Origin of the sequence: Gluconobacter frateurii (assembly GCF_002723955.1) — a bacterium.
Taxonomy (GTDB): domain Bacteria; phylum Pseudomonadota; class Alphaproteobacteria; order Acetobacterales; family Acetobacteraceae; genus Gluconobacter; species Gluconobacter frateurii.
The window spans coordinates 93,286-116,400 of the sequence record NZ_BEWN01000001.1 but is presented as its reverse complement, the minus strand read 5'-3'; the positions used below and the strand labels follow the sequence as shown (position 1 = coordinate 116,400).

Here is a 23,115-nt window from a genome sequence, read left to right as displayed (position 1 = left end):
TCCGATGGGTCAGCAGACAGTGCGGAAGCGTTCGACCATCGTGTCCAGCACGTCAGCCGGGTGGCGCTTCCACCAGTTATTCGCGGAAAAGATTTCCACCTCGCAGAAGCCGGAATACCCGGCGGCTTCCACCTCCCTGCGGATCCCCCGCAGGTCTGCAACACCGTCCCCCATCATCCCGCGGTCAAGCAGGATGTCAGTTGTAGGAACAAGCCAGTCACAGAGGTGAAAGCCCAGAATGCGGTTTCCCGCACGAGCGAGCTGGCGTGGCAGGTCCGTGTCCCACCACACATGGTAGATATCGATCGCAACGCCCACGCTGTCCGACCCCAGAAGGTCACACAGATCCAGGGCGTCACGAGTAGTCGTGAGGCAGGAGCGGTCTCCGGCATAGGCCGGGTGCAACGGCTCCAGCGCGAGTTTCACACCACAGGCTTCAGCGTAGGGAATGGCCTTCGCCATCCGGTCCGCCACGATGTCCAGGCTGCGGGTTACGCCCTTCGTGCCGGTTTCCACACCACCGACAACAATGGTCAGAACATCGGTTCCAAGCTCAGCCGTCTGGTCGATGGACTGGCGGAAATCCGACAGGATCGCCTCTTCAGCCTGAAGACCCAGCGGCCCGACCAGAAACGGCGTCCGGCACAGGCCAACAACCTTTACGCCAGCCTGGCGCGCCCGGTCTCCGATTTCCGCAGCCCGGCCTTCGATCTCCCGCCGCCAGAACACGATCCCGCCAATGCCACGTTCGGCACAGGCGTCAATCGTCTGTTCCGGTGACCACCCTGCCCCGACACCCGGTACATTATGGCCAAGCGTTGCGGTATTGAGGGCGATAGCCGAATGATCGTGGCGAAAGTCCCGCATAATCAGGCCCCGTACACCGACAGAAGCGACTTCATGCGGTACACGGCTAGATCTGGATTCCGCAGCAGGCCGCAGCCATCCGCCAGACGGAAAATCTCAGTGAAATGCTGGAGGGAGCGCATGGACTGCGCGCCGTTCAGCATGACGAAGTGATCCTGAAAGCCATTCAGCCAGGCCAGAAACACCACACCCGTCTTGTAGTACTGCGTGGGCGCCTGAAAGATCACGCGGGCTAGTGGAACAGTCGGATCGAGCGCGTCGTGAAAGCCTTTCACATCGCCCTCGCCCAGCAGTTTTACGCCCCGCGCCGCAAGCGGTGCGATCGGATCGAAAATGCCGAGAAGAGCGTGGCTATAGCCCTGCTCGTCACCAGCGATCAGTTCCGGGTAATTGAAGTCATCACCCGTATACATCCGCACACCTTTTGGCAGGCGACGACGCATGATGATTTCCTTCTCCTTGTCGAGAAGGGAAATCTTGATGCCGTCCACCTTCGAGACGTTTTCTTCAATGATGCTCAGGACTGTTTCCAGTGCCTCATTGAAGTCATCCGTGCCCCAATAGCCAGCCAGAGCCGGATCGAAATCCTTGCTCAGCCAGTGCAGAACGACAGGCTCATCACAGGCAGAGAGCACTTCGCGGTAGACCCGCTTATAGTCCTCAGCACTGGACGCCACGCGAACGAGGGCACGGCTGGCCATCAGAATGACGCGTGCGCCAACCTTCTGGATCGCCTCGACCTGTTCCATGTACGCCGCGAGAACATGATCGACGGAGCGTGCATCCTTCGGGTCCAGATGGTCTGTCCCCGCACCGTTCACGACCATCGCATCCGGCAGTTCGGCCTTGGTGCGACGGATCAGATCCAGCGCGCCGGGCCAGTCCAGCCCCATGCCGCGCTGGGCCGTATCCATGGCTTCCGCAATTCCAAGGCCCATGCCGACGAGATAGCGACGGAACTCAAGCGTTTTCTTCCAGTCGATCGTTGCGCGGCCGGACGGTGCATTATCCGTGAACGGATCAGCGACGACATGGGCCGCCGAATAGACGATCCGGGCCGGATTGGCAGGAAGGACACTGCGAGGAACAGGAGTACCGATCAGATGGTAATCCATCTTCCGGCCGGTTTCGTCGGGCAGGATGATCTTCATAACCGTTTCTCAGAAGCGCGGCACAAGCATTCCGGCATCCGCCGAAATGACCTGGCCTGTGGTGTAAGGCAGTTTCCCGGTGGCAAGGGCCGCAATGATGCGCCCCATGTCCGAGGGCTCTCCAACACGGGGAAGCAGGGTCAGTCCCTCTTCCGCGCGCTGGCGGTAGTGCTGGATCACGGCAGCCGTCATTTCTGTAGCGATCAGGCCAGGCTGAACGTCATAGACCGCGATATTCTCGATCCCGAGACGCACGGCCAGAGCCTTTGACACCATGGCCGCCGCAGCCTTTGACGCGCAGTATTCAGACCGCTGCACCGCCACAGCCGTCGCGTTCGACGATGTGACGTTGACGATCGAATGGAACGCATCCGCTGACCGTTCCCGTCCCAGAAGACGCTTTGCGAAAGCCTGTGAGAGAAAGAACATCGCCTTCGCATTGATTGTCAGGCAGCGGTCCCAGCTTGCTTCGGACACCTCCAGCAGGTCACCCCGCTGGAGAACGCCGACACCCGCATTGTTCACCAGCGTTGTCAGCGGGCCGAGTTCGTCTTCGATCCGCGCCAGAACACCGGCATGGGCGCTGATGTCGGAGACGTCGAACGGGGCAGCCACAACCTTAGCGCCCAGCCCTTCCAGACGGGCCACAGCTGCACGCAGTTCTGCATCATCAACTGGCCCGTTGACCGCTAAAGAGAATCCCTCTTTAGCGAGCGCTTCAGCGGCGGCGAGGCCAATCCCGCGTGAAGAACCGGTGACGAGAGCGACCTGTTTCATGCACGGGCGCCCTTCTTGAGCAGTTCACGCGCAATGATCATGCGCTGGATCTGGTTCGTACCTTCGTAGATCTGCGTGATCTTGGCATCGCGATACAGGCGCTCAACTTCGAAGCCACGGATGTACCCGGAACCACCAAAAACCTGCACGGCATCGGCGGTGCGAGCCACCGCCATGTCACCCGCAAAGCACTTTGCCATGGAACAGGAGCGTGTGGCATCCTGCCCGTTGTCGATCTTCACCGCAGCGGAATGAACCAGCAGACGGGCAGCTTCGATGTCCTTGGCCATATCGGCCAGAAGCCACTGAACACCCTGAAATTCAGAGATATGCTTGCCGAACTGCTTGCGCGTTCCGGCATAATCTACAGCGGCTTCAAGGCCAGCCTGTGCAATGCCAACGGCCAAAGCCGCGATGCCAACGCGCCCCTTGTCCAGCACGCTCATCATCATGTGGAAGCCACGGTTCATCTCGCCCAAAAGGGCATTGGAACCCAGGCGCACATTGGTGAAATCAAGCGCACCGACCTGACTGGCGCGCTGACCCATCTTGTGTTCCTTCGGGCCGCGCTCAACACCCTTGGCGTGCAGGTCCACAATGAAGATGGACATGCCACGGTTGCCGGCTTCCTTGTCGGTCCGAGCCAGAACGAACCCGAGATCCGCTACCGGAGCATTATGGATCCAGATTTTGCCGCCATTCAGGATCCAGCCGTCGCCATCGCGTTCGACCGTCGTGCGGATACCGGACACATCCGTGCCAGCTTCCGGCTCAGTGATGCAGTAGGCGACCTTGCGCTTCATGGAGAGAATGTCTGGTAGAAGGGCTTTCTGCTCATCCGTGCCGTGACGCACCAGCAGCGTGGAAATCAGTTCCACCAGACCGCACTGGTCGGCAACGCTGGCGTAACCGCGGGACAGTTCTTCCATCACGACGGCATAGGTCAGGGTATCGAAGCCAGGCCCACCCAGCTCTTCCGGAACAGCAATACCGAACAGGCCCAGACGACCCATCTCTTCATAAATTTCGGCCGGGAAACGCTCTTCGCGGTCGAGGGCCTCAGCAGCAGGGCGAATAACTTCATCCACGAAGGCTCGTGTGGTTTCGCGAACCTGCTCCTGAATTTCATTGAGAAACATAACCCGATTCCCTTAGTTAGTAACTAACTGGTTAGTTAGTATGTTGGCTGATCTGTTTTCAAGGCTATTCTGCATTATGAAATCAAAAGAACTTGATATTCGTAATAGTCAGAATGAATTCGTTCTTATTCAATAACAGTTTTTACTTCGCCATCTTTTTCTACCTCAGCAGAATAGCGCGAAAATCATTGACGTTCGTTCCCGTAGGACCTGGAACAAACAGGTCATCCAATGCCTCGAAAGCAGTATAGGCATCGTTTTCCGCCAGCAGGACGGACGGGTTAATTCCGCGCTCCCGCAGTCGCCCCATACTCTCCCCATCTGCAAAGGCCCCGGCATTATCTTCAGACCCGTCAATTCCGTCCGTATCCGCTGCGAGCGCGGAAACAGGCAGGCCTTCAGCCGCGAGCGCAAAGGACAGGAGAAACTCCGTATTGCGTCCGCCTCGTCCACGCCCGTGCAGGGTCACCGTTGTTTCGCCACCTGACAGAATGACGACCGGCTTCTGAAAAGGCTGATTGCGGATACTGACCTCACGGGCAATCGCCGCGTGAACCTTGCCAACGTCCCGCGCCTCTCCCTCAATCGCATCAGACAGAATAACGGCGGGAACCCCGAGATTCCGTGAGGCCGCTGCAGCTGCCTCCAGAGACAGATGAGCCGACGCCACGATCCGGACTTCATTTCCGTCAAACGCCGGATCTTCCGGGCGGGGTGCCTGCCCGAGTTCCCCATCGAGCCATGCCTGAACTTTAGGCGGCAAAGTCAGCTTCCAGGCTTTGGCCATGTGGCGAGCATCTTCGCGTGTCTTTGTATCCGGAACCGTCGGACCGGACGCAACCTGCGCCGGATCATCGAACGGCACATCCGAAACCACGAGCGACACCACTTTTGCCGGGGCAGCTGCAACAGCCAGACGGCCGCCCTTAATGCCCGAAAACTGCTTGCGGATGGTGTTCATGACAGAGATCGGCGCTCCTGACGACAGAAGAACTCGGCTGAGCTCTGCTTCGTCTTCCAGCGTGAACCCTTCTGGCGGGCAAGGCAGCAGGGCTGACCCACCCCCACAGATCAGAGCGACAACCAGATCATCCGGACCCAATCCACGCACGGCCTCAAACAGAGCCGCCGTTGCAGCCAGACCGGCTTCATCCGGGACCGGATGGGAAGCCTCCAGAACACGGATCTGTTCTGTAGGGTAGCCATAGCCATAACGGGTGACGACAACACCTTCCAGCGGGCCATCCCACACGCGCTCGAAAGCTGCGGCAAGCTGGGCTGCACCCTTCCCGGCCCCAACCACGACCGTCTTGCCTTTCGGGCGCTCCGGCAGGTTAGCAGCCAGCACGAGGTCTGCGTCGGCAGCCGTAATGGCGGCGTTGAACAGACCCGTCAGGAAACTGTGATCGTCGACTGTCATGGCTTCTTTCAGACTCCACTCACGGAAAAGACGGCCCAGCGCGTTCAGAGCGTGAGCCCCATCACGGCATCTCTGAACAGAACGGCATCCATTTCCTTCAGTTCAGGAGAAACCTTCAGCGGCGTAGAAGCCTGGTCAAGCACGTCTTTCTGAAGATCAATACCTGGCGCGATTTCCGTAACCGTCAGTTCACCGTTCAGAAGCTTGAGAACACAGCGTTCCGTCACATAGGTCACATCCTGCCCTGTTTCGGTGGCTCTGCGCCCTGAGAAGCTGACCTGATCCACCTCCGGCACGATCTTGGAAATCTTGCCTTCCCGATCAATCACGAGCCGACCGTCTTCAATGTGCATCTTGGCTCCAGCATTAAAATTGCCTGAGAAAATGATGCGCTTGGCCCGTGCCGTAATATCCACGAACCCGCCCGCCCCTGCCGTACGGTGCGGCGTGGCAGCAAGGCGGCTGACGTTGACCGATCCATCAGCCCCAATCTCAAGGAAGGACAGCAGGGAGCAGTCAAAACCGCCCGCCTGGAAGTAGCTGAACTGATGGGGCGAAGCGACAAACGCCTCGGCATTACTGGCGCAGCCGAACTTGAAATCCAGCAGCGGAACGCCGCCAACCGGTCCCTGTTCGATGACCCATGTCACGCTGCCATGCAGGCCTTCTTCCAGCAGGATGCGCGGCACATTGGCGGAAATACCGAAGCCGATATTGACCGCCCAGCCATCCTTCAGCTCCTGCGCCACACGTCGCGCAATCACCTTGCCCGGATTGAAATCCGGAATGGCAAACGACGACAGAGGCCGGAAAATCTCGCCAGAAATTGCAGGATCATAAGGCGTGGCAGTGGTCTGAAGCTGATCAGGCGCTTCCACGACAACATCCACCAGAATACCCGGCACTTTGACATCATGCGGCTTCAACGTGCCCTGTTCTGCCACACGCCGAACCTGCGCGATGACCAGTCCACCATTGTTATGAGCCGCCAGAGCCATTTCCATGGCACCAAGGGTGGCGCCTTCCTGCTCGAACGTCAGATTGCCATTTTCGTCCGCTGTCGAGGCGCGAATGATGGCTACATCTGGCTTGAGCGCAGGGAAATACAGCCAGTCCTCCCCTTCGAAGTCCAGGTGGCGCACGATGGGATTGGAGCGTGCGGTTTCATTCATCGCACCGCCTTCCCGCTTCGGGTCCACAAATGTGTCGAGACCGACTTTCGTCAACACGCCGGGGCGCAATGCCGCGCCCTCCCGCAGCATGTCGAAAATGACGCCGGACGGAAGATTATAGGCGGCAACGTCCTCGGCCAGAATACGCTGCCAGATGAGCGGCGGCTCTGCATTGCTCGGACCGGACGGGTAAGATCCGCCAATAATCTTCCGGATCATGCCGGGCTGCGCGATGTGATCCACGCCCTTGGTTCCAAACATGTCACCCGTCGCAATCGGATGGATCGTCGTGAGCTTCTTGGGCGCAGCGTCTTTTTCAAAACGCTCGCCAAGAGCCTTCAGGACATCATCAGGACACAGCAGGCCGGATGAAGCGTTAATTGCGATCGTGGCCCCGTCCTTGATGAGACTGACGGCTTCTGCGGCGGTTCTGGTCTTAGTCATTAGTTCTGATCCACTATAACTATCTTATTAGTTACTTATGATCGCGTGAAATATGCTCTTTGCGAGGAAGCGCCTGAAAAACATTGTCTTCAGGCATTCCCCAGAATGAAATCAGCCGCTCGCTCACCAATCATGACCGTTGCCGCATTGGTGTTGGACCCGAGCAACGAGGGCATGACCGAACTGTCACAGATCCGGATGCCTTCCAGACCATGCACATGCAGTCGTGGGTCAACCACGGCCATCTCGTCTCTGCCCATCTTGCAGGTACAGGTCGGATGATAAGATGTGCGCCCCTGCTGACGGGCATAGTCCTCATAAGCCTTGAGCGTACGGCCGCCACCTTCTGGCAGACAAACCTTGCTGATGTATTTCTGTAGCGAATGACTTCCGAACATTTCGTAGCTCAGGCGAACGCCTTCTGCCGTTGTCCGCAGGTCATCCGGATGTCCAAGGAAGTTCGGATCCACAATCGGCGCTTCCCGCGGATCGGATGAGCGAAGCGTGACAGACCCACGCGCTTTTGGACGGAGCGTATAGCTGTTGAGCGTGATGCCGGACGTACCTTTCGGTACCGAGGCCACACCCGCTTCCGCACCTGCTCCCGCCAGAAAGTGGAACTGAAGATCAGGACAGCTTGCCGCCGGATCGCCGTACCAGAAAGCTCCGCCTTCCACGACGTTCGAGGCCACCGGACCACTTCTGAACAGCGAATATTGCAGGCCAGCCCACATCATCCACTTGTACTGGTTGTACTTGTCGAAACTGTCATGGCCTTTCAGCTCAGCAACGATATCGACACCAAAGTGGTCCTGCAGGTTCTGCCCCACACCCGGCAGATCATGAACAACGGGAATACCATGTTCTTTCAGATGTGCAGCCGGACCAACGCCAGACAGCATCATCAGCTTCGGCGTTCCGATCGCACCGGACGTGACCAGCACTTCCTGCTCCGCACGCGCGATATGAACCTGCCTGTCAGCCACGTACTGAACGCCAACGGCCCGCTTGCCTTCAAAGACAATCTTCAGAACCATCGCACCAGTAATGACCGTCAGGTTTTTCCGCTTAAGGGCCGGACGCAGATAGCCAACAGCTGTGGAGCAGCGGCGGTTATTGCGAACAGTGAGCTGATAAATACCAGCGCCCTGCTGAACTGGACCGTTAAAGTCAGGGTTATACGGAATTCCGATTTCCTGACAGCTCTGCACGAAGGCGCGGCTGACGGGGTTCGGGCAATCCAGGTTTGACACGCCGAGTGGACCATCCGTTCCGTGCCATGATCCGGCCAGAATGGAATTTCCTTCAGAGCGGATGAAGTACTTCTGGATGTTTTTGAATCCCCAGCCATCTGCACCCTCTTCTTCCCACCGATCGAAATCAGATGGGTGCCCGCGGGTAAAGACTTCTGCGTTGATGGAGGATCCCCCCCCAAGAACGCGCGCCTGTACATACGGAATTTGGCGGTTATTGGCGTGTTTCTGCGGCGTGGTGACAAGCCCCCATGTCAGGGGACCTGTCGTCATTTTCGCAAAGCCAACCGGCATGTGAATGAGCGGATTGGTGTCACGCTTGCCTGCTTCGATCAGGCAGACGCGCACCGCCGGGTTTCGGGAGAGACGGGCGGCAAGAACACATCCTGCCGAACCGCCGCCAACGATAACGTAATCGAAACCAGTCATATCAGGAGATCCAGTGCGTCCGTTTACCGAGATCGACGTGAACGGATTTGATCTGGGTGTATTCCTCCACTCCGTACATCCCCGCTTCACGGCCCCAGCCGGACTGCTTGAAACCACCCAGCGGCATTTCGGGGCCGCCAGCCATGATCGTGTTGACCCAGAAGCGCCCGGCCTGAACCTTGCGTGTCACTTTCAGGGCTTTGCTGATGTCCTTCGTCCAGACAGACGCCGCCAGACCGTAAACCGTGTCATTGGCTAGAGAGATCGCTTCTTCCAGGCTGCTGAACCGGAAGACGGACAGCACCGGGCCAAAGATTTCGTCCGTCGCAATGGACATATCCGGTTTCACATTCGTGAAGAGCGTTGGCGCAATATACTGCCCACGACCCAGATCGACCTTGTTGCCGCCGCACAGAACGCGCGCGCCTTCAGCCTTACCCTTCTCAATATAATCAAGAATGGTTTTATTCTGCGCATCCGTCGTAATGGCGCCAATCTGCGTTTCCGGGTCGAACGGGTCACCCACGCGGATCTTTTCCATCTTGGCGACAACAAGCTTTTCGAACTTGTCGGCCACAGACTCTTCAACGATCAAACGGCTGGACGAGACGCAGCACTGCCCGGTGTTGAAGCTGATCCCAAAGGCCACCGCATCGGCCGCATCTTCCAGATCGCTGTCCGCAAAGACGACAATCGGGTTCTTGCCACCAAGCTCCAGGCCAAGCTTCTTGAGATTGCTGTCTGCGGACGCATGGATACAGGACCGGCCAACACCCGTGGAACCAGTGAAGGACAGCATATCCACATCCGGATGCTGCGTCAGAGCCTGACCGACACTCTTTCCGGTGCCTGTCACGACATTATAGACGCCCTTTGGCAGGCCCGCTTCCGTCAGAATATCGGCAAGCATCAACGTGGTTGCGCTGGTGACTTCCGCTGGCTTCACGACGACCGTGCAGCCCGATGCCAGAATGAACGGCACGCGCTCACACAGAATCATGAACGGGAAGTTCCAGGGCGTGATGAGGCCAACGACACCCACCGGCTCGCGCAGAACCATTCCGAACAGGCTTTCGCCCAGGTTATTGAAGCTGTCGCCGTGCAGAAGGCGCGCGGCACCGGCAGCCATCTCGAAACAGGAAATACAGTTGTCGATCTCGGCCTTAGCCTGAGAAATTGGCTTGCCGTTCTCCAACACTTCCCAGAAGGCAATATCGTCGCGACGCTGCTTCAGCAGTTCAGCCGCCTTCAGCAGGATCGCACTACGTTCCGAACTCGCCAGGCCAGCCCATGTGCCGTTTTCAAACGCACGCCGGGCAGCAGCAACTGCATCGTTCAGATCGGCTTCCGTGCAGCGGGCAATCCGCGTGACTACAACATCGTGACTGGGAGACTTGCGCTCGAACATCTCACGTCCGTGGCGCCACTCACCATCGATGAAAAATCCAAAGTCACGAGCCACTCCGGATGGAGCCAGTTTCTGTGCCATCTTGTTCATGGACGGCTTCTCCCTGTCTTTCTGGCGACTGCGCAGGCACATCGCCGTTTCAGTTTCTGCTGTGAGAAGACGGTCATCAGATCAAAAATCTTTAACGCTAAAGATTCTCGTGAACGTTCTTCACACCAACGGCTTCAAAAAGGGACGCTTCATTGACGGGCGATATCCGGAAACAGTCCTCTCCAAAGGAAAGCCCTTCAACCCAGAACGTTTCAGGAAAAACTTCTGCGCTGGAATATTCCTTCAACCTTGCCCGCCGAGCTTCTCCTTCTCGCTTCTGGACGGGAAACACCCCCCTTTTTGCACCGATTGGTTACTTTGGTAGCGCACAACGGAAAATCTCATAAATCACGTTATAGTGATATATAAATCGCTTTTCTATGTGATTTTTTATGTGATGTTTTGACGTCTGATCATTTCTCGCCATAAAGCGGGAAAACTTCCGGCCCGTTCCAGCAAAAGCGAGACACTCCGTTGAGCGCACAGCCCACAGACACACAGCCATCCCGCCCCCGGATCCGGGATGCCGAAGCAACCAAGGGCCGTATTCTTGATGCTGCAAAGAAAGAATTTGCACGTAATGGCCTGGAAGGCGCGCGCGTCGATGCCATTGCGCTGGAAGCCAATGCCAACAAGCGCATGATTTATCACTACTTTGAAAGCAAAGAAAAACTCTTCCAGACAGTTCTGGAAAACGCCTATTTCGATATTCGGGAATCCGAAAAAAAGCTGGAACTGGACAGTCTGGATCCGCGTGAAGCTCTGGAGAGACTCGTTCGCTTTACCTGGAACTATTACATTCAGAATCCGGAATTCATCTCACTGGTAAACAGCGAAAACCTGGCTCAGGCTCGACATCTCAAAACCTCCGAACCCGTGAAGATCGTGAGTCGGCGCTTCGTCGGGCTGGTCGACACCATCCTGAAACGTGGTGTCTCTGAAGGGATTTTTCGCTCCGGGATTGACCCCGTGCAGCTCAACATCACCATCGCAGCGGTGAGCTATTACTACTTCACCAACCAGTATACTGGTTCGATCATTTTTGAGCGGGATCTTATGTCCGAATCCGCTCAAGCTGAGCGGATCCGCTTCAATATCGACACGATCTTACGCATCGTCTGTTTGTGAAAGGAAATAGTTTTCTGTGCCAGCTGGTCCAGAAGACTTTGACCGATTAATAATCAATTTTGGAAATTTGGCTGGTGCTGCTGGCGAGGATTGAACTCGCGACCTCTCCCTTACCAAGGGAGTGCTCTACCACTGAGCTACAGCAGCATACCGGTGCCTTGGCGCGCTTCGTATCCTCTCAGCGCGCCAAGTGCAACCCCCTTAATCGTCGCGATGTACCTTTTCCATGCGCTCATGGCGTTCCTGCGCATCAATGGAAAGCGTGGCAATCGGGCGTGCTTCCAGACGTTTGAGACCAATCGGCTCACCCGTTTCTTCGCAGAAACCGTAGCTTCCGTCCTCAACGCGCTGCAGAGCCATATTGATCTTGGCAATTAGCTTACGGGCTCGGTCACGGGTTCTCAGCTCGAAAGCGCGGTCCGTTTCGACACTCGCACGGTCGGTAATGTCAGATTCATGAATACCGCCTTCTGAAAGGCTGGCGAGCGTGCCGTCGGCCTCTTTCAGCAGGTCAGCACGCCAGCGCAGAAGCTTCTGCCTGAAGTACTCCACCTGGAGGGGGTTCATGAATTCTTCTTCGTCGGAAGGGGTATAATCCGGCGGCAGCGTAATCATGCGCATCCAATCCCTGCTAGTCCGCCAACGTCCGATCGATAGCCGCGGGCGATAACGCGCGGCTTATAGCCATCACAAGCCGTTTCGCCAACCCCGAACATCCTTTTCGATTTCTGCGCCAAGGGCAGAATTCAGCGCCTGTGTTAGGTGTTTCTTTACGATAGCGCGTCATCCTGAGCGGCGAAGGGTCTTTGTTACAGCCCCACCCGTCAGGATTTCACTGAATTTTCATGTCTGTCCTATCGCTTCGTTTCCCTCATCTTTGGCGCCTGACTGCGCTTTTCTGCGTTTTGATCCTGTTCGTCCCCACCCTGACGCTGGCCGCAACGGTCCGCATCAAGGACATCACGGACATGGAAGGCGTACGAACCAATCAGTTGATTGGATACGGGCTGGTTGTCGGCCTTAACGGTACTGGAGACAGGCTGACAAACTCGATTTTCACGCGAGAGACTCTGATTTCGATGCTCAACCGTCTGGGTGTGAACATTCGCGATCAGGAAACCCAACTCCAGACTCATGACGTGGCAGCCGTGATGGTGACAGCCGATCTGCCTGCTTTTGCGCATGGCGGAAACCGGATTGACGTCACCGTGTCCGCAGCGGGTGACTCCTCGTCCCTGACGGGGGGCACTCTTCTTGTCACCCCGCTCATGGCTGCAGACGGAGAGGTTTACGCGGTGGCCCAAGGCAGTTTGGCAACCAATGCCTTCAGTACCCGTGGCGCAGCGGCCTCCATCACCCGCAATGTCCCGACGAGTGGCCATATTGCCAATGGTGCCGTTGTGGAACGCGAAGTGCCGTTCGATCTGAGCCATCGACACAACCTTCATCTCAGTCTGCGCAATCCTGACCTGACGACTGCAAGCAGAATGGCTGCCGTAATCAATCGCACACTGGGGCCCATTGCAGTTGTCCAAGATCCGCGGACCGTCCTGTTGGATCTCAGCACGCATGACCCGGTACCCACGCTTTCGCGTATCGGAGACCTGTTGGTGACGCCGGACAATCCCGCGAAGGTCATTGTGGACGAAGCCAGTGGAACCATCATCATGGGAGCGGACGTGCGCATCAGTACCGTCGCCGTGGCTCAGGGAAATCTGACTGTACAGATCACAGAAACGCCTCAGGTTTCACAACCCGGACCATTCTCCAATGGCCAGACGGCTGTAGTCCCACGCACGAACGTGAAGGTTGATACCGGTAAAAACAATCATTTGGCTGTCATGTCCGGAGGAACAACACTACGGGAGCTGGTCTCAGGCCTGAATGCCCTGGGAGTAGGACCGCGTGACATGATCAGCATCCTGCAGGCCATCAAGGCTGATGGTGCCCTGCAGGCAGAACTGGAGATGCGTTGATGACCGTTTCATCTGTCACGACTTCCGCACAAGGCTACGCGTTGCACAACACAGCGCCCGATGCCGCAAAAACCATGAAAGCGGCTCAGGATTTCGAATCCATGACCATCAATCAGATGCTCCAGCCCATGTTTCAGAACGATGATGACAGTCAGAACATGTTCAGTGGGGGAGCTGGCGAAAAACAGTTCCGTCCCATGATGGTAGAGCAGATTGCCAAGCAGATGGAGAACAACGGTGGCATTGGCCTGACAGATGCCATTGATCGGCAAATGTTGGCCATGCAGGAGCAGAAATGACGCTTCTCATCATTCATGCCATGGAAAAACTTGTCGCCATTCTAAAAACGGAAAACGCTGCCTTGTCCCTAGGCCGCATTCCTGAAGCATTGTCGCTGACATCAGACAAGCAGACTGCGGCGTTGGAGTTGGAAAAAGCTATTGAGGCGGCTTCCATTCAGGATATGTGCGTTTTTGCAGATACGTCCATTTCTCCCGAACATCGCACTCTTCTGGAAACGATGCTGGGCCTCAGCAAACAGAATGGTGAGTTGCTACAGCGTGCCATCAAGACACAGAAGCGACTCATCGAGTTGCTGACAGACCCATTGCCATCCGAAGCGCCGCAAAGTTACGGCAGCCTAGGCCACTATGCAGAGGGCACCAGCAAGCGGCAGGCGCTTTTTGTCAGCCGCGCTTGAGCAGGAGGGTCAGTCTTCAGCAAGGACCTGACGGCTGACCTTGACCTTCGCGACACGGCGCCGTTCCATGTCCATGACTTCAAACAGCCACCCTTCGAAGGCCACCTTGTCGCCCTTGGCTGGAACTCGCCTCAGCAACGCCAGGATGACGCCACCAAGTGTATGGTAGCTGCCCCCTCCCGGAAGTTCCGGAAGATCCAGCCGCGATCGCAGCTCATCAGCGGGCATGAAGCCGTCAAACACATATTCATCGCTGCCCTCAGCGGCTTGAAGCTCAGAAGAACTGGATTCCGTCTTTTCTTCACCGACGATGGCTTCGAACACATCTGACGGCGTGACGATTCCTTCGAAAGACCCGTATTCATCCAATACGAACGTAATGCCGAGGTTCACGCCCCGCATCCGTTCGATCATGTCCTGGGCACTCAGGCTGTCTGGAATGACCGGGGGGTCACGCAATGCTGCTTCGATGGACACCGGCATACCCAGTAGCAGGCGATCCATGATGTCTTTTGCGAGAATAACGCCCACAGGATGATCGACATCCCCTTCGCACACCACAATTCGGGCATAGGATGACTGCCTGAGCTTGCGCACCAGTGTTTCCTGATCGGCATGGCGATCAACCCAGAACAGTTCGTTACGAGGCGTCATGATAGCGCGCACGGGACGGTCGGCCAGCCTGAGCAGGCGTTCGATCATGGCCTGCTCGTCTGTTTCCAGCACACCAGCGCGGGCACCTTCCGCCAGAACGGCACGCAGTTCTTCTTCTGTCACGGCAGCGCGGGTCAGAGGGCCAACGCGCAGGAGACGCAAAACCAGCGAGGAGGTGCCGCTCAGCAACCAGACAACCGGCTGAGCCACCCGAGCCACCACAACCAGCAGCCAGGAGAGGCGTGAGGCAATCAGTTCCGGCTGCTGCAGAGCAATCTGCTTGGGGACGAGCTCGCCAAAGACCAGCATGGTAAACGTAATAGTCGCCACAACCAGCACGATCGACAGTTCACCCGCAAAAGGGTGAAGGGCCGGGACGGTTGCAATCCATTCCCGGATATTGGCTTCGATCTGGCTACCGCCAAATGTTCCTTCCAGAATCGAGACCAGCGTCATGCCGATCTGAACAGTGGGAAGAAAGGCGTGCGGATCATCCGCAAGACGTAAGGCTGCTGGCGCGCCGCGCACGCCCTGTTTGACAAGAACTTCCAGCCGAGGGCGCTTGGCTGAAATAAGAGCCAGCTCTCCCATGGCAAAAACAGCGTTCAGGAGAATAAGCAGGCAAATAACAAAAATGGGGGTCAACATGATCCGGCCAGAGTAATGAGAGCCTGATGATAGTCAGGACTGACCCCGGACACCATGATATTCACGCAGCCAGAGGGCAGGATACAAAAAAACCGGCCCTGAAGACCGGTTTTTCTGTCTGTCTCAATCAGAAAGCGCTGATTTAGTCAGCTGCATCCGCAGCTGCTGGAACAGAATTGGCTGCTGCACGACCGTTGACGCGTACACGAGGCCCACGGGCAGGCTTTCCACCTGTCGAGATCTTTTCCATCTGCTGAGCCACCTGAGCCTCATAGCCGTATTCGGCTGGGCGCTGATTGGCGAGCGAGATTTCCGGGACCATCGGCTTTTCAGTTTCCGGGCCGAACAAGGCGACCTTGGCGATGTGCCAAGGACGACGAACGGCATCCATCACGGCAGTGGATTCGTAACCCGAGTGAACCATGCAGTCAGCGCATTTCTCATATGCGCCAGTGCCATACTTCTCCCACTCGGTATCGTCCATCAGCTCCTTGAAGGTCTTGGCATAGCCTTCACCCAGCAAATAGCAGGGGCGCTGCCAGCCAAACACCGTACGGAGGGGCTTACCCCAAGGCGTGCAGTGATAGTTCTCGTTACCGGCCAGGAAGTTCAGGAACAGCGGCGACTGCGTAAAGCGCCACTTCTTGCCCTTACCCAGACGGAAGACGTCACGGAAAAGCTGCTTTGTTTTCTGACGGTTCAGGAAGTGAGCCTGATCCGGAGCGCGCTCGTAGGCATAACCCGGAGCCGTCATGATGCCATCCACGCCCAGCGCCATGACTTCATCAAAGAACGCAGCCAGACGCTCAGGAACTGCGCCGTCAAAGACTGTGCAGTTGATGGAAACGCGGAAGCCACGAGCCTTGGCGGCCCGGATTGCTGCCGTTGCCTTCTCGAACACGCCATCCTGACAGACGGACGAGTCATGCATCAGCTTGTCGCCGTCCAGATGCACGTCCCAGGAGAAGAAGTGGGAGGGCTCGTAATCATCAAGCTTCTTCTCAAGGAGAAGACCGTTTGTGCAGAGATAGACGTACTTCTTCCGCGCAATCAGACCTTTGATGATCTGCGGCATTTCCTTGTGCAGAAGGGGTTCACCACCCGCAACGGCAATGACTGGAGCGCCTGCTTCCGTATCGGCATCCAGGCATTCCTGGAGGCTCATGCGCTGGTTCAGGATCTGTGCCGGGTAGTCGATCTTACCGCAGCCGGCGCACGCAAGGTTGCAGCGGAACAGCGGTTCGAGCATCAGGACCAGCGGATATCGCTTGCGGCCCGTGAGGTGCTGCTTGACAACGTACCGTCCGACTCGGACAGCCTGCATCAAAGGAACGGCCATTATAATCCTCTGGTTCTGGCCTCCGGAATAATGCGCCATGACAGCGCGCCGGGGGCCTTACACATCTGAATGAGGCCCGTGCGGCCTTGGCAATGTCGGTCTGGGGTAACCGGCACCGGAAGGGCGCGTCGGACTCTTGATTGACTGGCTATAGCCTCATTGCCATGTGGGCCTCAATGTCATTGGTTGCAATTGTATGTAGTGATGTGGCCATTCGACCACAGAACGATTTATGCATCTGGCTGTTGTTACCGTGCAGCAGGAGCATGACCTCTTGCACAAAACGTCTCAGAGGACGAAAGCATGACCATGAATTCCCGATTTGCTCAGACAGCGACTCTGTCACTTCTCTCGGCCTGCCTTCTTGCAGGAACCCCTGTGACAGCAGCACACGCTCAGACTGCCGCGGCAGAAGCCCAGAACTCCGCTTCTTCCATTGCTCCAATCCAGGGTCTTTATGACGCGCTGAAATCCGCCCAGACGACGGGGAAGACAGCCCAGCAGCGTGCAGGAATGATCGCTCCGGCCATCGACCGGGCCTTTGATCTTGAAGCGATCCTGCGCCGCTCAGTGGGTGTTCGCTACAACAGCCTGAGCCCGGATGACCGCACCCGCCTGCTCGGTTCTTTCCGTCAGTTCACAATTGCGCGATATGCGTCATCCTTCAAACCAGGCGCCAACGCTGTTTTCGTCATCAAGCCACAGACACGCTCCAATCCCACGGGCGGCCAGATCGTAGATACGACGATTGGCGCCAGCGCAGATAACGGCACGCCCATTGATTACATCATGACAAGCGGTGCCTCCGGCTGGCGCGTCACGGACATTCTGCTTGATGCGCATATCAGCCAGGTTGCGGCTCAGCGCGCAGATTTCGGCGGTGCACTCTCCAAGGGCGGTGCAAGCGGTCTTGCGGATCTGCTCGACCGGAAAACGACACAGTTCCTGCATGATTGAGCCTTGTACGGCAGGAACACTCTTCCTTCCTGACGTGAAGGGGAGATAAAAGACCGCCGTGCCATCTCCTCTTTCCATTGCAGCCGGCTTCTGCAGTCTTGTTTCAATAGCTGGCAACATCCAGGCCTTGACAGGCGCGATGCTCCTCGCGCGTTTCCGTAAGCGGGAACGCCGGGAGGACGGGGCTGTCCGCCTGTCTGACAGGCAATGGCCCTCAGTCACGGTCCTCAAGCCCCTGCATGGCAACGAACCTCTGCTGAAAGAGGCGCTGGAAAGCGTCTTCACGCAGGATTACCCAGATTTCCAGATTGTCTTCGGTGTTCAGGACGAGACTGACACGGCGCTTACAGTCGTAAAAAATCTGCGTCAGCGGTACCCGAATGTTCCCGTCAGTATCGTCATCAACGCTGCGGAACATGGACCGAACCGGAAAATCAGCAATCTCATCAATATGTACGATGAGGTGCAGCATGATGTTCTGGTCATCTCCGACTCTGACATTCATTGCGCTCCGACTTATCTGAAGCACGTCGTCACCAGCCTCGAAACGCCGGGAACCGGCCTTGTGACAACTCTTTATGCAGGGCGCACGGCAGGAGGAACGCTGGTTCAGCAACTCGGCGCCTGCCAGATCAATCACAATTTTCTGCCAGGCGTAATGATGTCACGCCTGTTGGGCCGTCAGGACTGCCTTGGCGCCACCATGGCCCTGACACGCGAGACCCTGACAGAAATTGGCGGCCTTGAAGCTCTGGTTGATCACGTTGCAGACGATGCCGAACTTGGTCAGCTTGTCCGTCAGCGCGGGCAGGGCATCGCCATTGCTCCGTCCCTCACCCATACAACTGTTGGCGAACACACCCTCAGCGAACTGCTCTCCCACGAGTTGCGCTGGGGCAGGACCGTCAAAAATGTTGAACCCGTCGGCTACGGCCTGTCTTCCATTCAGCTTCCGCTGTTCTGGGCCGTCACAGCCGTACTCTTTCGTCCCAACACATGGTGGACCTGGCTACTGCTTGGACTGACATGGGCTATTCGTGCCCTTGGCAGCCGTATTATCGACCGCGCGACGGAGTGTCCTTTACCCGCCGCAATTCCTCTTCTGGTGCTCCGTGACTGGCTCTCCGCAGCCATCATGGTTGGCAGTGCAAGAGGGTCACGCGTTGCATGGCGCGGCAGAACGGTCCATATCGCCCGAAGAAAACGTAAATCTTCGGCGCGCGCCGCAGCGTTCCAGTCTGGCGCCACCACCCACAGGAGTGTCCGATCATGATGAGAACCCTTTTTCTCCAGCCTCCTTCCTTCGACGGCTTCGATGGTGGTGCTGGCTCCCGTTATCAGGCCAAGCGTGAAATCAAGTCTTTCTGGTTTCCGACCTGGCTGGCCCAGCCGGCAGCTCTGGTGCCCGGCTCCCGCCTGATTGACGCCCCTCCGGCAAAGATGGGCATGGACCCGATCCTTGAGGACGTAAAGAATCGTGACCTCGTGGTCATGCACACGTCCACGCCGTCCTTCGCATCTGACGTCCGCGTGGCGCAGATGATCAAGGATGCCAACCCCAAGATCATGATCGGCATGGTCGGCGCCAAGGTTGCTGTGCAGCCGGAAGAGAGCATGAAGCAAGGTGGCCCGATCGACTTCGTGGCCCGTAACGAGTTCGACTTCACGATCAAGGAAATTGCTGAAGGCAAGCCGCTCGCGGAAGTGGACGGCATCACCTGGCGCAACGCCGAAGGTGAGATCATCGCGAACAAGGACCGCGCGATGATCGAGGACATGGACAGCCTTCCGTTCGTGACGGAAGTCTACAAGCGTGACCTGAACATCAACGACTACTTCATCGGCTACCTGAAGCACCCGTACATTTCCATCTACACGGGCCGTGGCTGCAAATCCCGCTGCACGTTCTGCCTGTGGCCACAGACGGTTGGCGGCCATCGCTACCGCACGCGCAGCCCGGAGCATGTCGCTGCCGAGATCCGTCTCGCCAAGCAGTACTTCCCGGACGTGCAGGAATTCATGTTCGATGATGATACCTTCACGGACGATCTGCCGCGCGCAGAAGCCATTGCCCGCGAGATGGGCAAGCTAGGCGTCACCTGGTCCTGCAATGCCAAGGCGAACGTTCCTTACGAGACCCTGAAGGTCATGAAGGAAAACGGCCTGCGTCTGCTTCTCGTGGGCTATGAGAGTGGCAATCAGCAGATCCTTCACAACATCAAGAAGGGCATGCGCGTCGAAGTCGCCAAGGAATTCACGAAGAACTGCCACAAGCTGGGCATCAAGATCCACGGCACATTCATCGTTGGCCTGCCGGGCGAGACGAAGGAAACCATTCAGGAGACCATCGCCTTCGCCAAGGAAATCAACCCGCACACGTTGCAGGTTTCGCTGGCTGCTCCGTATCCCGGCACCGCGCTGCACAAGCAGGCAACCGAGAATGGCTGGCTGAACGTCGATGCAGCCGAGCTGATTGACGAGAACGGTGTGCAGATCGCTCCCCTGCATTACCCGCACCTGTCGCACACGGAAATCTTCGAGAGCGTTGAAGAGTTCTACCGGAAGTTCTATTTCCGCGGCTCCAAGATCGCTTCCATTCTGAACGAGATGATCCGCAGCCCGCAGATGATGAAGCGCCGTCTGCGCGAGGGCGTGGAATTCTTCCAGTTCCTCAAGGACCGTCACGCGGCCTGAGACCGTCCGTGACGGCCTCGTTTTCTCAAAAGGGGCATGGCTTGACGGCCATGCCCCTTTTTTCATGATCCCCGCCCCCTGTTCCGGAACGTCATCATGACCCGTCGCGCCATTGTTTCCGCCGATGATTTCGGCATGAGCCTGGAAGTCAACGAAGCTATCGAGGCCGCCCATCGCAAGGGTGTTCTTTCAACGGCAAGTTTGATGGTGGCCGGCGATGCGGCGTCGGATGCAATCCGTCGGGCTAAATCCATGCCCGATCTGCGGGTGGGGCTGCATGTTGTCGCGATCGAAGGGAAATCCGTGCTCGACCTTCCGGCCATCACGGATGAACAGGGCTGGTTTGGTCGCGATCAGCTTCGACTAGGTGTTGAATATTTCTTCAGTCCCCATGCCCGAAGCGCCATCCGCCGTGAAATCGAAGCGCAGTACCGCGTCTTTGCCCGGACAGGCCTTCCGCTGGATCATGCCAACGCACACAAGCATATGCATCTACACCCCACTGTAGGACGCTTCCTGATCGAGTCAGGCCTCAGTCACGGCCTCAGAGCCGTTCGCTCCCCTTTTGAGCCGCCGGAGCCAGTAGATGCCAAAGACAGCTTCGGGGATCGTGCCCTGCGTCGCTGGATTGGGGTTCTTCGCCACCAGATTCACAAAGCAGGTCTCAAAACCAATGACTGGTGCTTCGGGCTGCGGTGGTCCGGCCATATGACTCCTGATCGTATCCGTTCCCTGATCCCGAAACTGCCGGATGGGGTTAGCGAGATCTATTTTCATCCCGCCACAGCCCAAAACGCCATGATGCACCGCTTTATGCCCACCTACGATCAGGAGGGAGAACTGGCAGCACTTCTTGATTCCGGGGTTCGGGATGCTTTCACACGGGAGAGCGTCCGCCAGATCGGCTGGTCGGACCTTTAAGGCGTCGCACTGCCCTCTTTTTTGCTGTTTACGTGTCATGTTGCGGTATCATTATGATAGCAGAGAGATAAACCTCTGAACCGGCGGGAGATTTTGACGCGTGAAGGTTAAAATGAACGGACGACACCTTTTCGGGCGACTGCTTGTTCTCGCAGGTTTGATGACTTCCCCCGCATGGGCTGATCCAACCTCGGTTCTCAGCGTCAAGGATGGCGATACCGTTCACAAGTTCAGCGTCGAAGAACTTTTGCACCGACCAGAGACCCAGAGGCTCGATCTTTCCCACATCAAGCAGCCGCTTGGACCAGACGTCCCCGCGATCCCGCTTTCAGCCCTGATCCATCAGGATGACGCACTGGCTTTTCAGGCCACAGATCTCTTTACGGCGGAAATCCCCCGCAGCGTCTTCGAACAGGCCCGCAAGCATCATGTTACGGCATGGATCGCAATCGAGGACAAGGAATGGCCAAAGCGCCACCCACACGGACACGATCTAGGACCTTTTGCGCTGGTCTGGACGGGAGAAGACGTCGGCATCATCAAGCAGGAACAATGGGTTGACCAGCTTGCGGCCATTTCCCCATCATCCAGCAATGAACTGCCTGTCGGAACCAGTTCCGCCGCGGCACAGGGGCAGGTTGTGTTCGCGGAAAACTGCCTTCCCTGCCATCAGTTGATGGGCGTCGGCGAAGGCACGATGGGGCCGGACCTTGGCCGCCCGATCCCTGTTACGGAATATATTACGCCCAAGGGACTACGGGCCATTGTCCGCAACCCAAAACAGGTTCGGAAATGGCCGAGCGAACATATGGAAGCCTTCCCGGAGAGCGCAATTTCGGAAACCGAGCTCGACGCTCTCTGGGCCTATCTTCAGGAAGTTGGCCAGTCTGGTTTAGCCCAGAAACATCTCTGAGACCTCTGCGAGAGGGTGATCCGGGAAACACGTCCCCGGATCATGTATTGCATCAGGCGCGAAGAGAAAAATCTTCCTGAGGGCGCGCACCGAAGCGGGTGATAATGGCGCCGGCAGCCTGATTGCCGAGCTTCGCACACGTCACAAGATCATGCTGCTTGCTGAGGCCTGCCAGGAAGCCCGCCGCGAAGGCATCGCCCGCGCCTGTCGTATCAACGACCTTGACCGGCGTGGTCGGAACATCGTGACGCTCGCCCTTGCTGATGACGACAGCGCCTTTTTCACTCCGCGTGACGACAGCGAGCTGCGTTTCTGCAGCAACCTGACGCAGGGCCTCTTCGAAATCCGCCGTTTCATACAGCGCCAGAAGCTCGGCTTCGTTGGCAAAAAGAATATCGACGTGCCCCGCAACAAGACCACGGAACGCTGCATGGTGACGGCCGACGCAGAACGTGTCTGACAGCGTCAGAGCAACCTGACGGCCAGCTTTGCGGGCCAGCGTGGCAGCATGTTCGAAAGCAGCCTGAGCGTGTGGCTTGTCGTACAGATAGCCTTCCATGTACGTGATGGCGGCATCCGTGACCGTGTCTTCATGAACGTCTGCCGGCGTGAATTCCGTACAGGCCCCGAGATAGGTGAACATGGTGCGCTGCCCGTCGGGTGTTACGAGGACGATGCAACGGGCGGTCGGGATTTCTTCAGACGCAGCCAGTGGCTGTGACGGAAACGTCAGACCCTGATCGCGGATATCCTGAGCAAAATGCGTTCCGGCCTGATCTTCGGCGACCTTGCCAAGATAGGACACCTTTGCGCCCATACGCGCGGCAACCACGGCGGTATTCGCGCCAGAACCACCACCGGCCACACGCTCAACAGCAATACGGTTTTCAATGTCCTGCGCCGTTGCCGCGTCAATCAGGGTCATACTGCCCGGAGCGGCGCCAAGATCAGCAATGACAGAGGGGTCAACGGAGGCAAGAACATCGACAATCGCGTTGCCAATGCAGAGGAGATCATGCTTGGGGGCGGACATTA

21 protein-coding genes and 1 tRNA gene are annotated in these 23,115 nt (G+C 57.3%); 9 read left to right on the top strand and 13 right to left on the bottom strand.

Going from position 1 to position 23,115, the window contains the following annotated elements; all coding sequences use genetic code 11:
* Positions 1-9 precede the first annotated feature (9 nt).
* The 8 genes from GFR01_RS00450 to GFR01_RS00415 all read right to left on the bottom strand — a co-directional run bounded on the left by GFR01_RS00450 (position 10) and on the right by GFR01_RS00415 (position 10,150).
* On the bottom strand, positions 10-867 hold the full coding sequence (locus GFR01_RS00450; protein ID WP_099180866.1) for a sugar phosphate isomerase/epimerase family protein: 858 nt from the start codon (positions 865-867) through the stop codon (positions 10-12).
* A gap of 2 nt (positions 868-869) precedes the next feature.
* On the bottom strand, positions 870-2,018 hold the full coding sequence (locus tag GFR01_RS00445) for a dihydrodipicolinate synthase family protein (RefSeq protein WP_099180865.1): 1,149 nt from the start codon (positions 2,016-2,018) through the stop codon (positions 870-872).
* 9 nt (positions 2,019-2,027) lie between these two features.
* Positions 2,028-2,795 carry a 3-ketoacyl-ACP reductase gene (locus GFR01_RS00440; RefSeq protein WP_099180864.1) on the bottom strand — a complete coding sequence of 256 codons (768 nt, stop codon included), beginning with the start codon at positions 2,793-2,795 and terminating at the stop codon, positions 2,028-2,030.
* Positions 2,792-3,934 carry an acyl-CoA dehydrogenase family protein gene (locus GFR01_RS00435; RefSeq protein ID WP_063904502.1) on the bottom strand — a complete coding sequence of 381 codons (1,143 nt, stop codon included), beginning with the start codon at positions 3,932-3,934 and terminating at the stop codon, positions 2,792-2,794. Before GFR01_RS00435 ends, GFR01_RS00440 begins: the two co-directional genes overlap by 4 nt.
* 160 nt (positions 3,935-4,094) lie before the next feature.
* The gene (locus GFR01_RS00430; RefSeq protein WP_099180863.1) at positions 4,095-5,354 is read right to left on the bottom strand and encodes a glycerate kinase type-2 family protein; all 1,260 of its coding nucleotides are present in this window, start codon (positions 5,352-5,354) and stop codon (positions 4,095-4,097) included.
* A gap of 44 nt (positions 5,355-5,398) precedes the next feature.
* Positions 5,399-6,970, bottom strand: a complete 1,572-nt coding sequence (locus GFR01_RS00425) for an acyl CoA:acetate/3-ketoacid CoA transferase (RefSeq protein WP_099180862.1) — start codon at positions 6,968-6,970, stop codon at positions 5,399-5,401.
* Between the two features lie 89 nt (positions 6,971-7,059).
* Positions 7,060-8,652, bottom strand: a complete 1,593-nt coding sequence (locus GFR01_RS00420) for a GMC family oxidoreductase (RefSeq protein WP_099180861.1) — start codon at positions 8,650-8,652, stop codon at positions 7,060-7,062.
* Between the two features lies 1 nt (position 8,653).
* Positions 8,654-10,150: an aldehyde dehydrogenase family protein gene (locus tag GFR01_RS00415; protein WP_174694633.1), complete on the bottom strand. Its 1,497-nt coding sequence runs from the start codon at positions 10,148-10,150 to the stop codon at positions 8,654-8,656.
* Between the two features lie 474 nt (positions 10,151-10,624).
* Here GFR01_RS00415 and GFR01_RS00410 point away from each other — a divergent pair, with 474 nt between their 5' ends.
* Positions 10,625-11,278 (top strand): TetR/AcrR family transcriptional regulator, encoded by a 654-nt coding sequence (locus tag GFR01_RS00410; protein WP_063904507.1) that lies wholly within the window; start codon positions 10,625-10,627, stop codon positions 11,276-11,278.
* A 72-nt stretch (positions 11,279-11,350) separates the two neighbouring features.
* Here GFR01_RS00410 and GFR01_RS00405 read toward each other — a convergent pair.
* Positions 11,351-11,425: transfer RNA gene (locus tag GFR01_RS00405), tRNA-Thr, on the bottom strand.
* 54 nt (positions 11,426-11,479) lie between these two features.
* Positions 11,480-11,893, bottom strand: coding sequence for an RNA polymerase-binding protein DksA (dksA, locus tag GFR01_RS00400; RefSeq protein ID WP_029495790.1), 414 nt, complete (start codon positions 11,891-11,893; stop codon positions 11,480-11,482).
* Between the two features lie 230 nt (positions 11,894-12,123).
* On the opposite strand from dksA, the gene GFR01_RS00395 reads away from it, so the two are divergent.
* Genes GFR01_RS00395 through GFR01_RS00385 form a run of 3 tightly spaced genes read left to right on the top strand, consistent with a single transcriptional unit; the run spans position 12,124 to position 13,954 of the window.
* The gene (locus GFR01_RS00395) at positions 12,124-13,254 is read left to right on the top strand and encodes a flagellar basal body P-ring protein FlgI (protein ID WP_063904508.1); all 1,131 of its coding nucleotides are present in this window, start codon (positions 12,124-12,126) and stop codon (positions 13,252-13,254) included.
* Positions 13,254-13,553 (top strand): rod-binding protein, encoded by a 300-nt coding sequence (locus GFR01_RS00390; protein WP_063904509.1) that lies wholly within the window; start codon positions 13,254-13,256, stop codon positions 13,551-13,553. The genes GFR01_RS00395 and GFR01_RS00390 overlap by 1 nt, the downstream gene beginning before the upstream one ends.
* The gene (locus GFR01_RS00385; protein ID WP_099180859.1) at positions 13,550-13,954 is read left to right on the top strand and encodes a flagellar protein FlgN; all 405 of its coding nucleotides are present in this window, start codon (positions 13,550-13,552) and stop codon (positions 13,952-13,954) included. The genes GFR01_RS00390 and GFR01_RS00385 overlap by 4 nt, the downstream gene beginning before the upstream one ends.
* A 9-nt stretch (positions 13,955-13,963) precedes the next feature.
* On the opposite strand, the gene GFR01_RS00380 is transcribed toward GFR01_RS00385, so the two are convergent.
* Both GFR01_RS00380 and hpnH read right to left on the bottom strand, forming a co-directional pair.
* Positions 13,964-15,256, bottom strand: a complete 1,293-nt coding sequence (locus GFR01_RS00380) for a hemolysin family protein (protein ID WP_099180858.1) — start codon at positions 15,254-15,256, stop codon at positions 13,964-13,966.
* A gap of 142 nt (positions 15,257-15,398) precedes the next feature.
* Positions 15,399-16,595: an adenosyl-hopene transferase HpnH gene (gene hpnH / locus GFR01_RS00375; RefSeq protein WP_099180857.1), complete on the bottom strand. Its 1,197-nt coding sequence runs from the start codon at positions 16,593-16,595 to the stop codon at positions 15,399-15,401.
* Positions 16,596-16,904: 309 nt separating this feature from the next.
* On the opposite strand from hpnH, the gene GFR01_RS00370 reads away from it, so the two are divergent.
* From GFR01_RS00370 to GFR01_RS00350, 5 genes are all read left to right on the top strand, one after another.
* Positions 16,905-17,552 (top strand): ABC transporter substrate-binding protein, encoded by a 648-nt coding sequence (locus GFR01_RS00370; protein ID WP_244902087.1) that lies wholly within the window; start codon positions 16,905-16,907, stop codon positions 17,550-17,552.
* 58 nt (positions 17,553-17,610) lie between these two features.
* A complete protein-coding gene (gene hpnI / locus GFR01_RS00365; protein WP_099180855.1) occupies positions 17,611-18,825 on the top strand; it encodes a bacteriohopanetetrol glucosamine biosynthesis glycosyltransferase HpnI in 1,215 nt (404 codons plus the stop codon).
* Positions 18,822-20,246: a hopanoid biosynthesis associated radical SAM protein HpnJ gene (gene hpnJ, locus GFR01_RS00360; protein ID WP_099180854.1), complete on the top strand. Its 1,425-nt coding sequence runs from the start codon at positions 18,822-18,824 to the stop codon at positions 20,244-20,246. Before hpnI ends, hpnJ begins: the two co-directional genes overlap by 4 nt.
* A gap of 96 nt (positions 20,247-20,342) precedes the next feature.
* Positions 20,343-21,167 carry a hopanoid biosynthesis-associated protein HpnK gene (gene hpnK / locus GFR01_RS00355; RefSeq protein WP_099180853.1) on the top strand — a complete coding sequence of 275 codons (825 nt, stop codon included), beginning with the start codon at positions 20,343-20,345 and terminating at the stop codon, positions 21,165-21,167.
* A gap of 100 nt (positions 21,168-21,267) precedes the next feature.
* Positions 21,268-22,080 (top strand): c-type cytochrome, encoded by an 813-nt coding sequence (locus GFR01_RS00350; protein ID WP_099180852.1) that lies wholly within the window; start codon positions 21,268-21,270, stop codon positions 22,078-22,080.
* Positions 22,081-22,132: 52 nt separating this feature from the next.
* Here the strand turns inward: GFR01_RS00350 and GFR01_RS00345 are convergent, their stop codons facing one another.
* Complete coding sequence (locus GFR01_RS00345) at positions 22,133-23,113, bottom strand: adenosine kinase (RefSeq protein ID WP_099180851.1); 981 nt, start codon at positions 23,111-23,113, stop codon at positions 22,133-22,135.
* Between the last annotated feature and the right edge of the window lie 2 nt (positions 23,114-23,115).

What these genes read in the sequence shown, in the direction of transcription:
- GFR01_RS00450 (WP_099180866.1), bottom strand. Translation starts at nt 867, where the DNA reads ATGCGGGACTTTCGCCACGATCATTCGGCTATCGCCCTCAATACCGCA.
- GFR01_RS00445 (WP_099180865.1), bottom strand. Translation starts at nt 2,018, where the DNA reads ATGAAGATCATCCTGCCCGACGAAACCGGCCGGAAGATGGATTACCAT.
- GFR01_RS00440 (WP_099180864.1), bottom strand. Translation starts at nt 2,795, where the DNA reads ATGAAACAGGTCGCTCTCGTCACCGGTTCTTCACGCGGGATTGGCCTC.
- GFR01_RS00435 (WP_063904502.1), bottom strand. Translation starts at nt 3,934, where the DNA reads ATGTTTCTCAATGAAATTCAGGAGCAGGTTCGCGAAACCACACGAGCC.
- GFR01_RS00430 (WP_099180863.1), bottom strand. Translation starts at nt 5,354, where the DNA reads ATGACAGTCGACGATCACAGTTTCCTGACGGGTCTGTTCAACGCCGCC.
- GFR01_RS00425 (WP_099180862.1), bottom strand. Translation starts at nt 6,970, where the DNA reads ATGACTAAGACCAGAACCGCCGCAGAAGCCGTCAGTCTCATCAAGGAC.
- GFR01_RS00420 (WP_099180861.1), bottom strand. Translation starts at nt 8,652, where the DNA reads ATGACTGGTTTCGATTACGTTATCGTTGGCGGCGGTTCGGCAGGATGT.
- GFR01_RS00415 (WP_174694633.1), bottom strand. Translation starts at nt 10,150, where the DNA reads ATGAACAAGATGGCACAGAAACTGGCTCCATCCGGAGTGGCTCGTGAC.
- dksA (WP_029495790.1), bottom strand. Translation starts at nt 11,893, where the DNA reads ATGATTACGCTGCCGCCGGATTATACCCCTTCCGACGAAGAAGAATTC.
- GFR01_RS00395 (WP_063904508.1), top strand. Translation starts at nt 12,124, where the DNA reads ATGTCTGTCCTATCGCTTCGTTTCCCTCATCTTTGGCGCCTGACTGCG.
- GFR01_RS00390 (WP_063904509.1), top strand. Translation starts at nt 13,254, where the DNA reads ATGACCGTTTCATCTGTCACGACTTCCGCACAAGGCTACGCGTTGCAC.
- GFR01_RS00385 (WP_099180859.1), top strand. Translation starts at nt 13,550, where the DNA reads ATGACGCTTCTCATCATTCATGCCATGGAAAAACTTGTCGCCATTCTA.
- GFR01_RS00380 (WP_099180858.1), bottom strand. Translation starts at nt 15,256, where the DNA reads ATGTTGACCCCCATTTTTGTTATTTGCCTGCTTATTCTCCTGAACGCT.
- hpnH (WP_099180857.1), bottom strand. Translation starts at nt 16,595, where the DNA reads ATGGCCGTTCCTTTGATGCAGGCTGTCCGAGTCGGACGGTACGTTGTC.
- GFR01_RS00370 (WP_244902087.1), top strand. Translation starts at nt 16,905, where the DNA reads ATGAATTCCCGATTTGCTCAGACAGCGACTCTGTCACTTCTCTCGGCC.
- hpnJ (WP_099180854.1), top strand. Translation starts at nt 18,822, where the DNA reads ATGATGAGAACCCTTTTTCTCCAGCCTCCTTCCTTCGACGGCTTCGAT.
- hpnK (WP_099180853.1), top strand. Translation starts at nt 20,343, where the DNA reads ATGACCCGTCGCGCCATTGTTTCCGCCGATGATTTCGGCATGAGCCTG.
- GFR01_RS00345 (WP_099180851.1), bottom strand. Translation starts at nt 23,113, where the DNA reads ATGTCCGCCCCCAAGCATGATCTCCTCTGCATTGGCAACGCGATTGTC.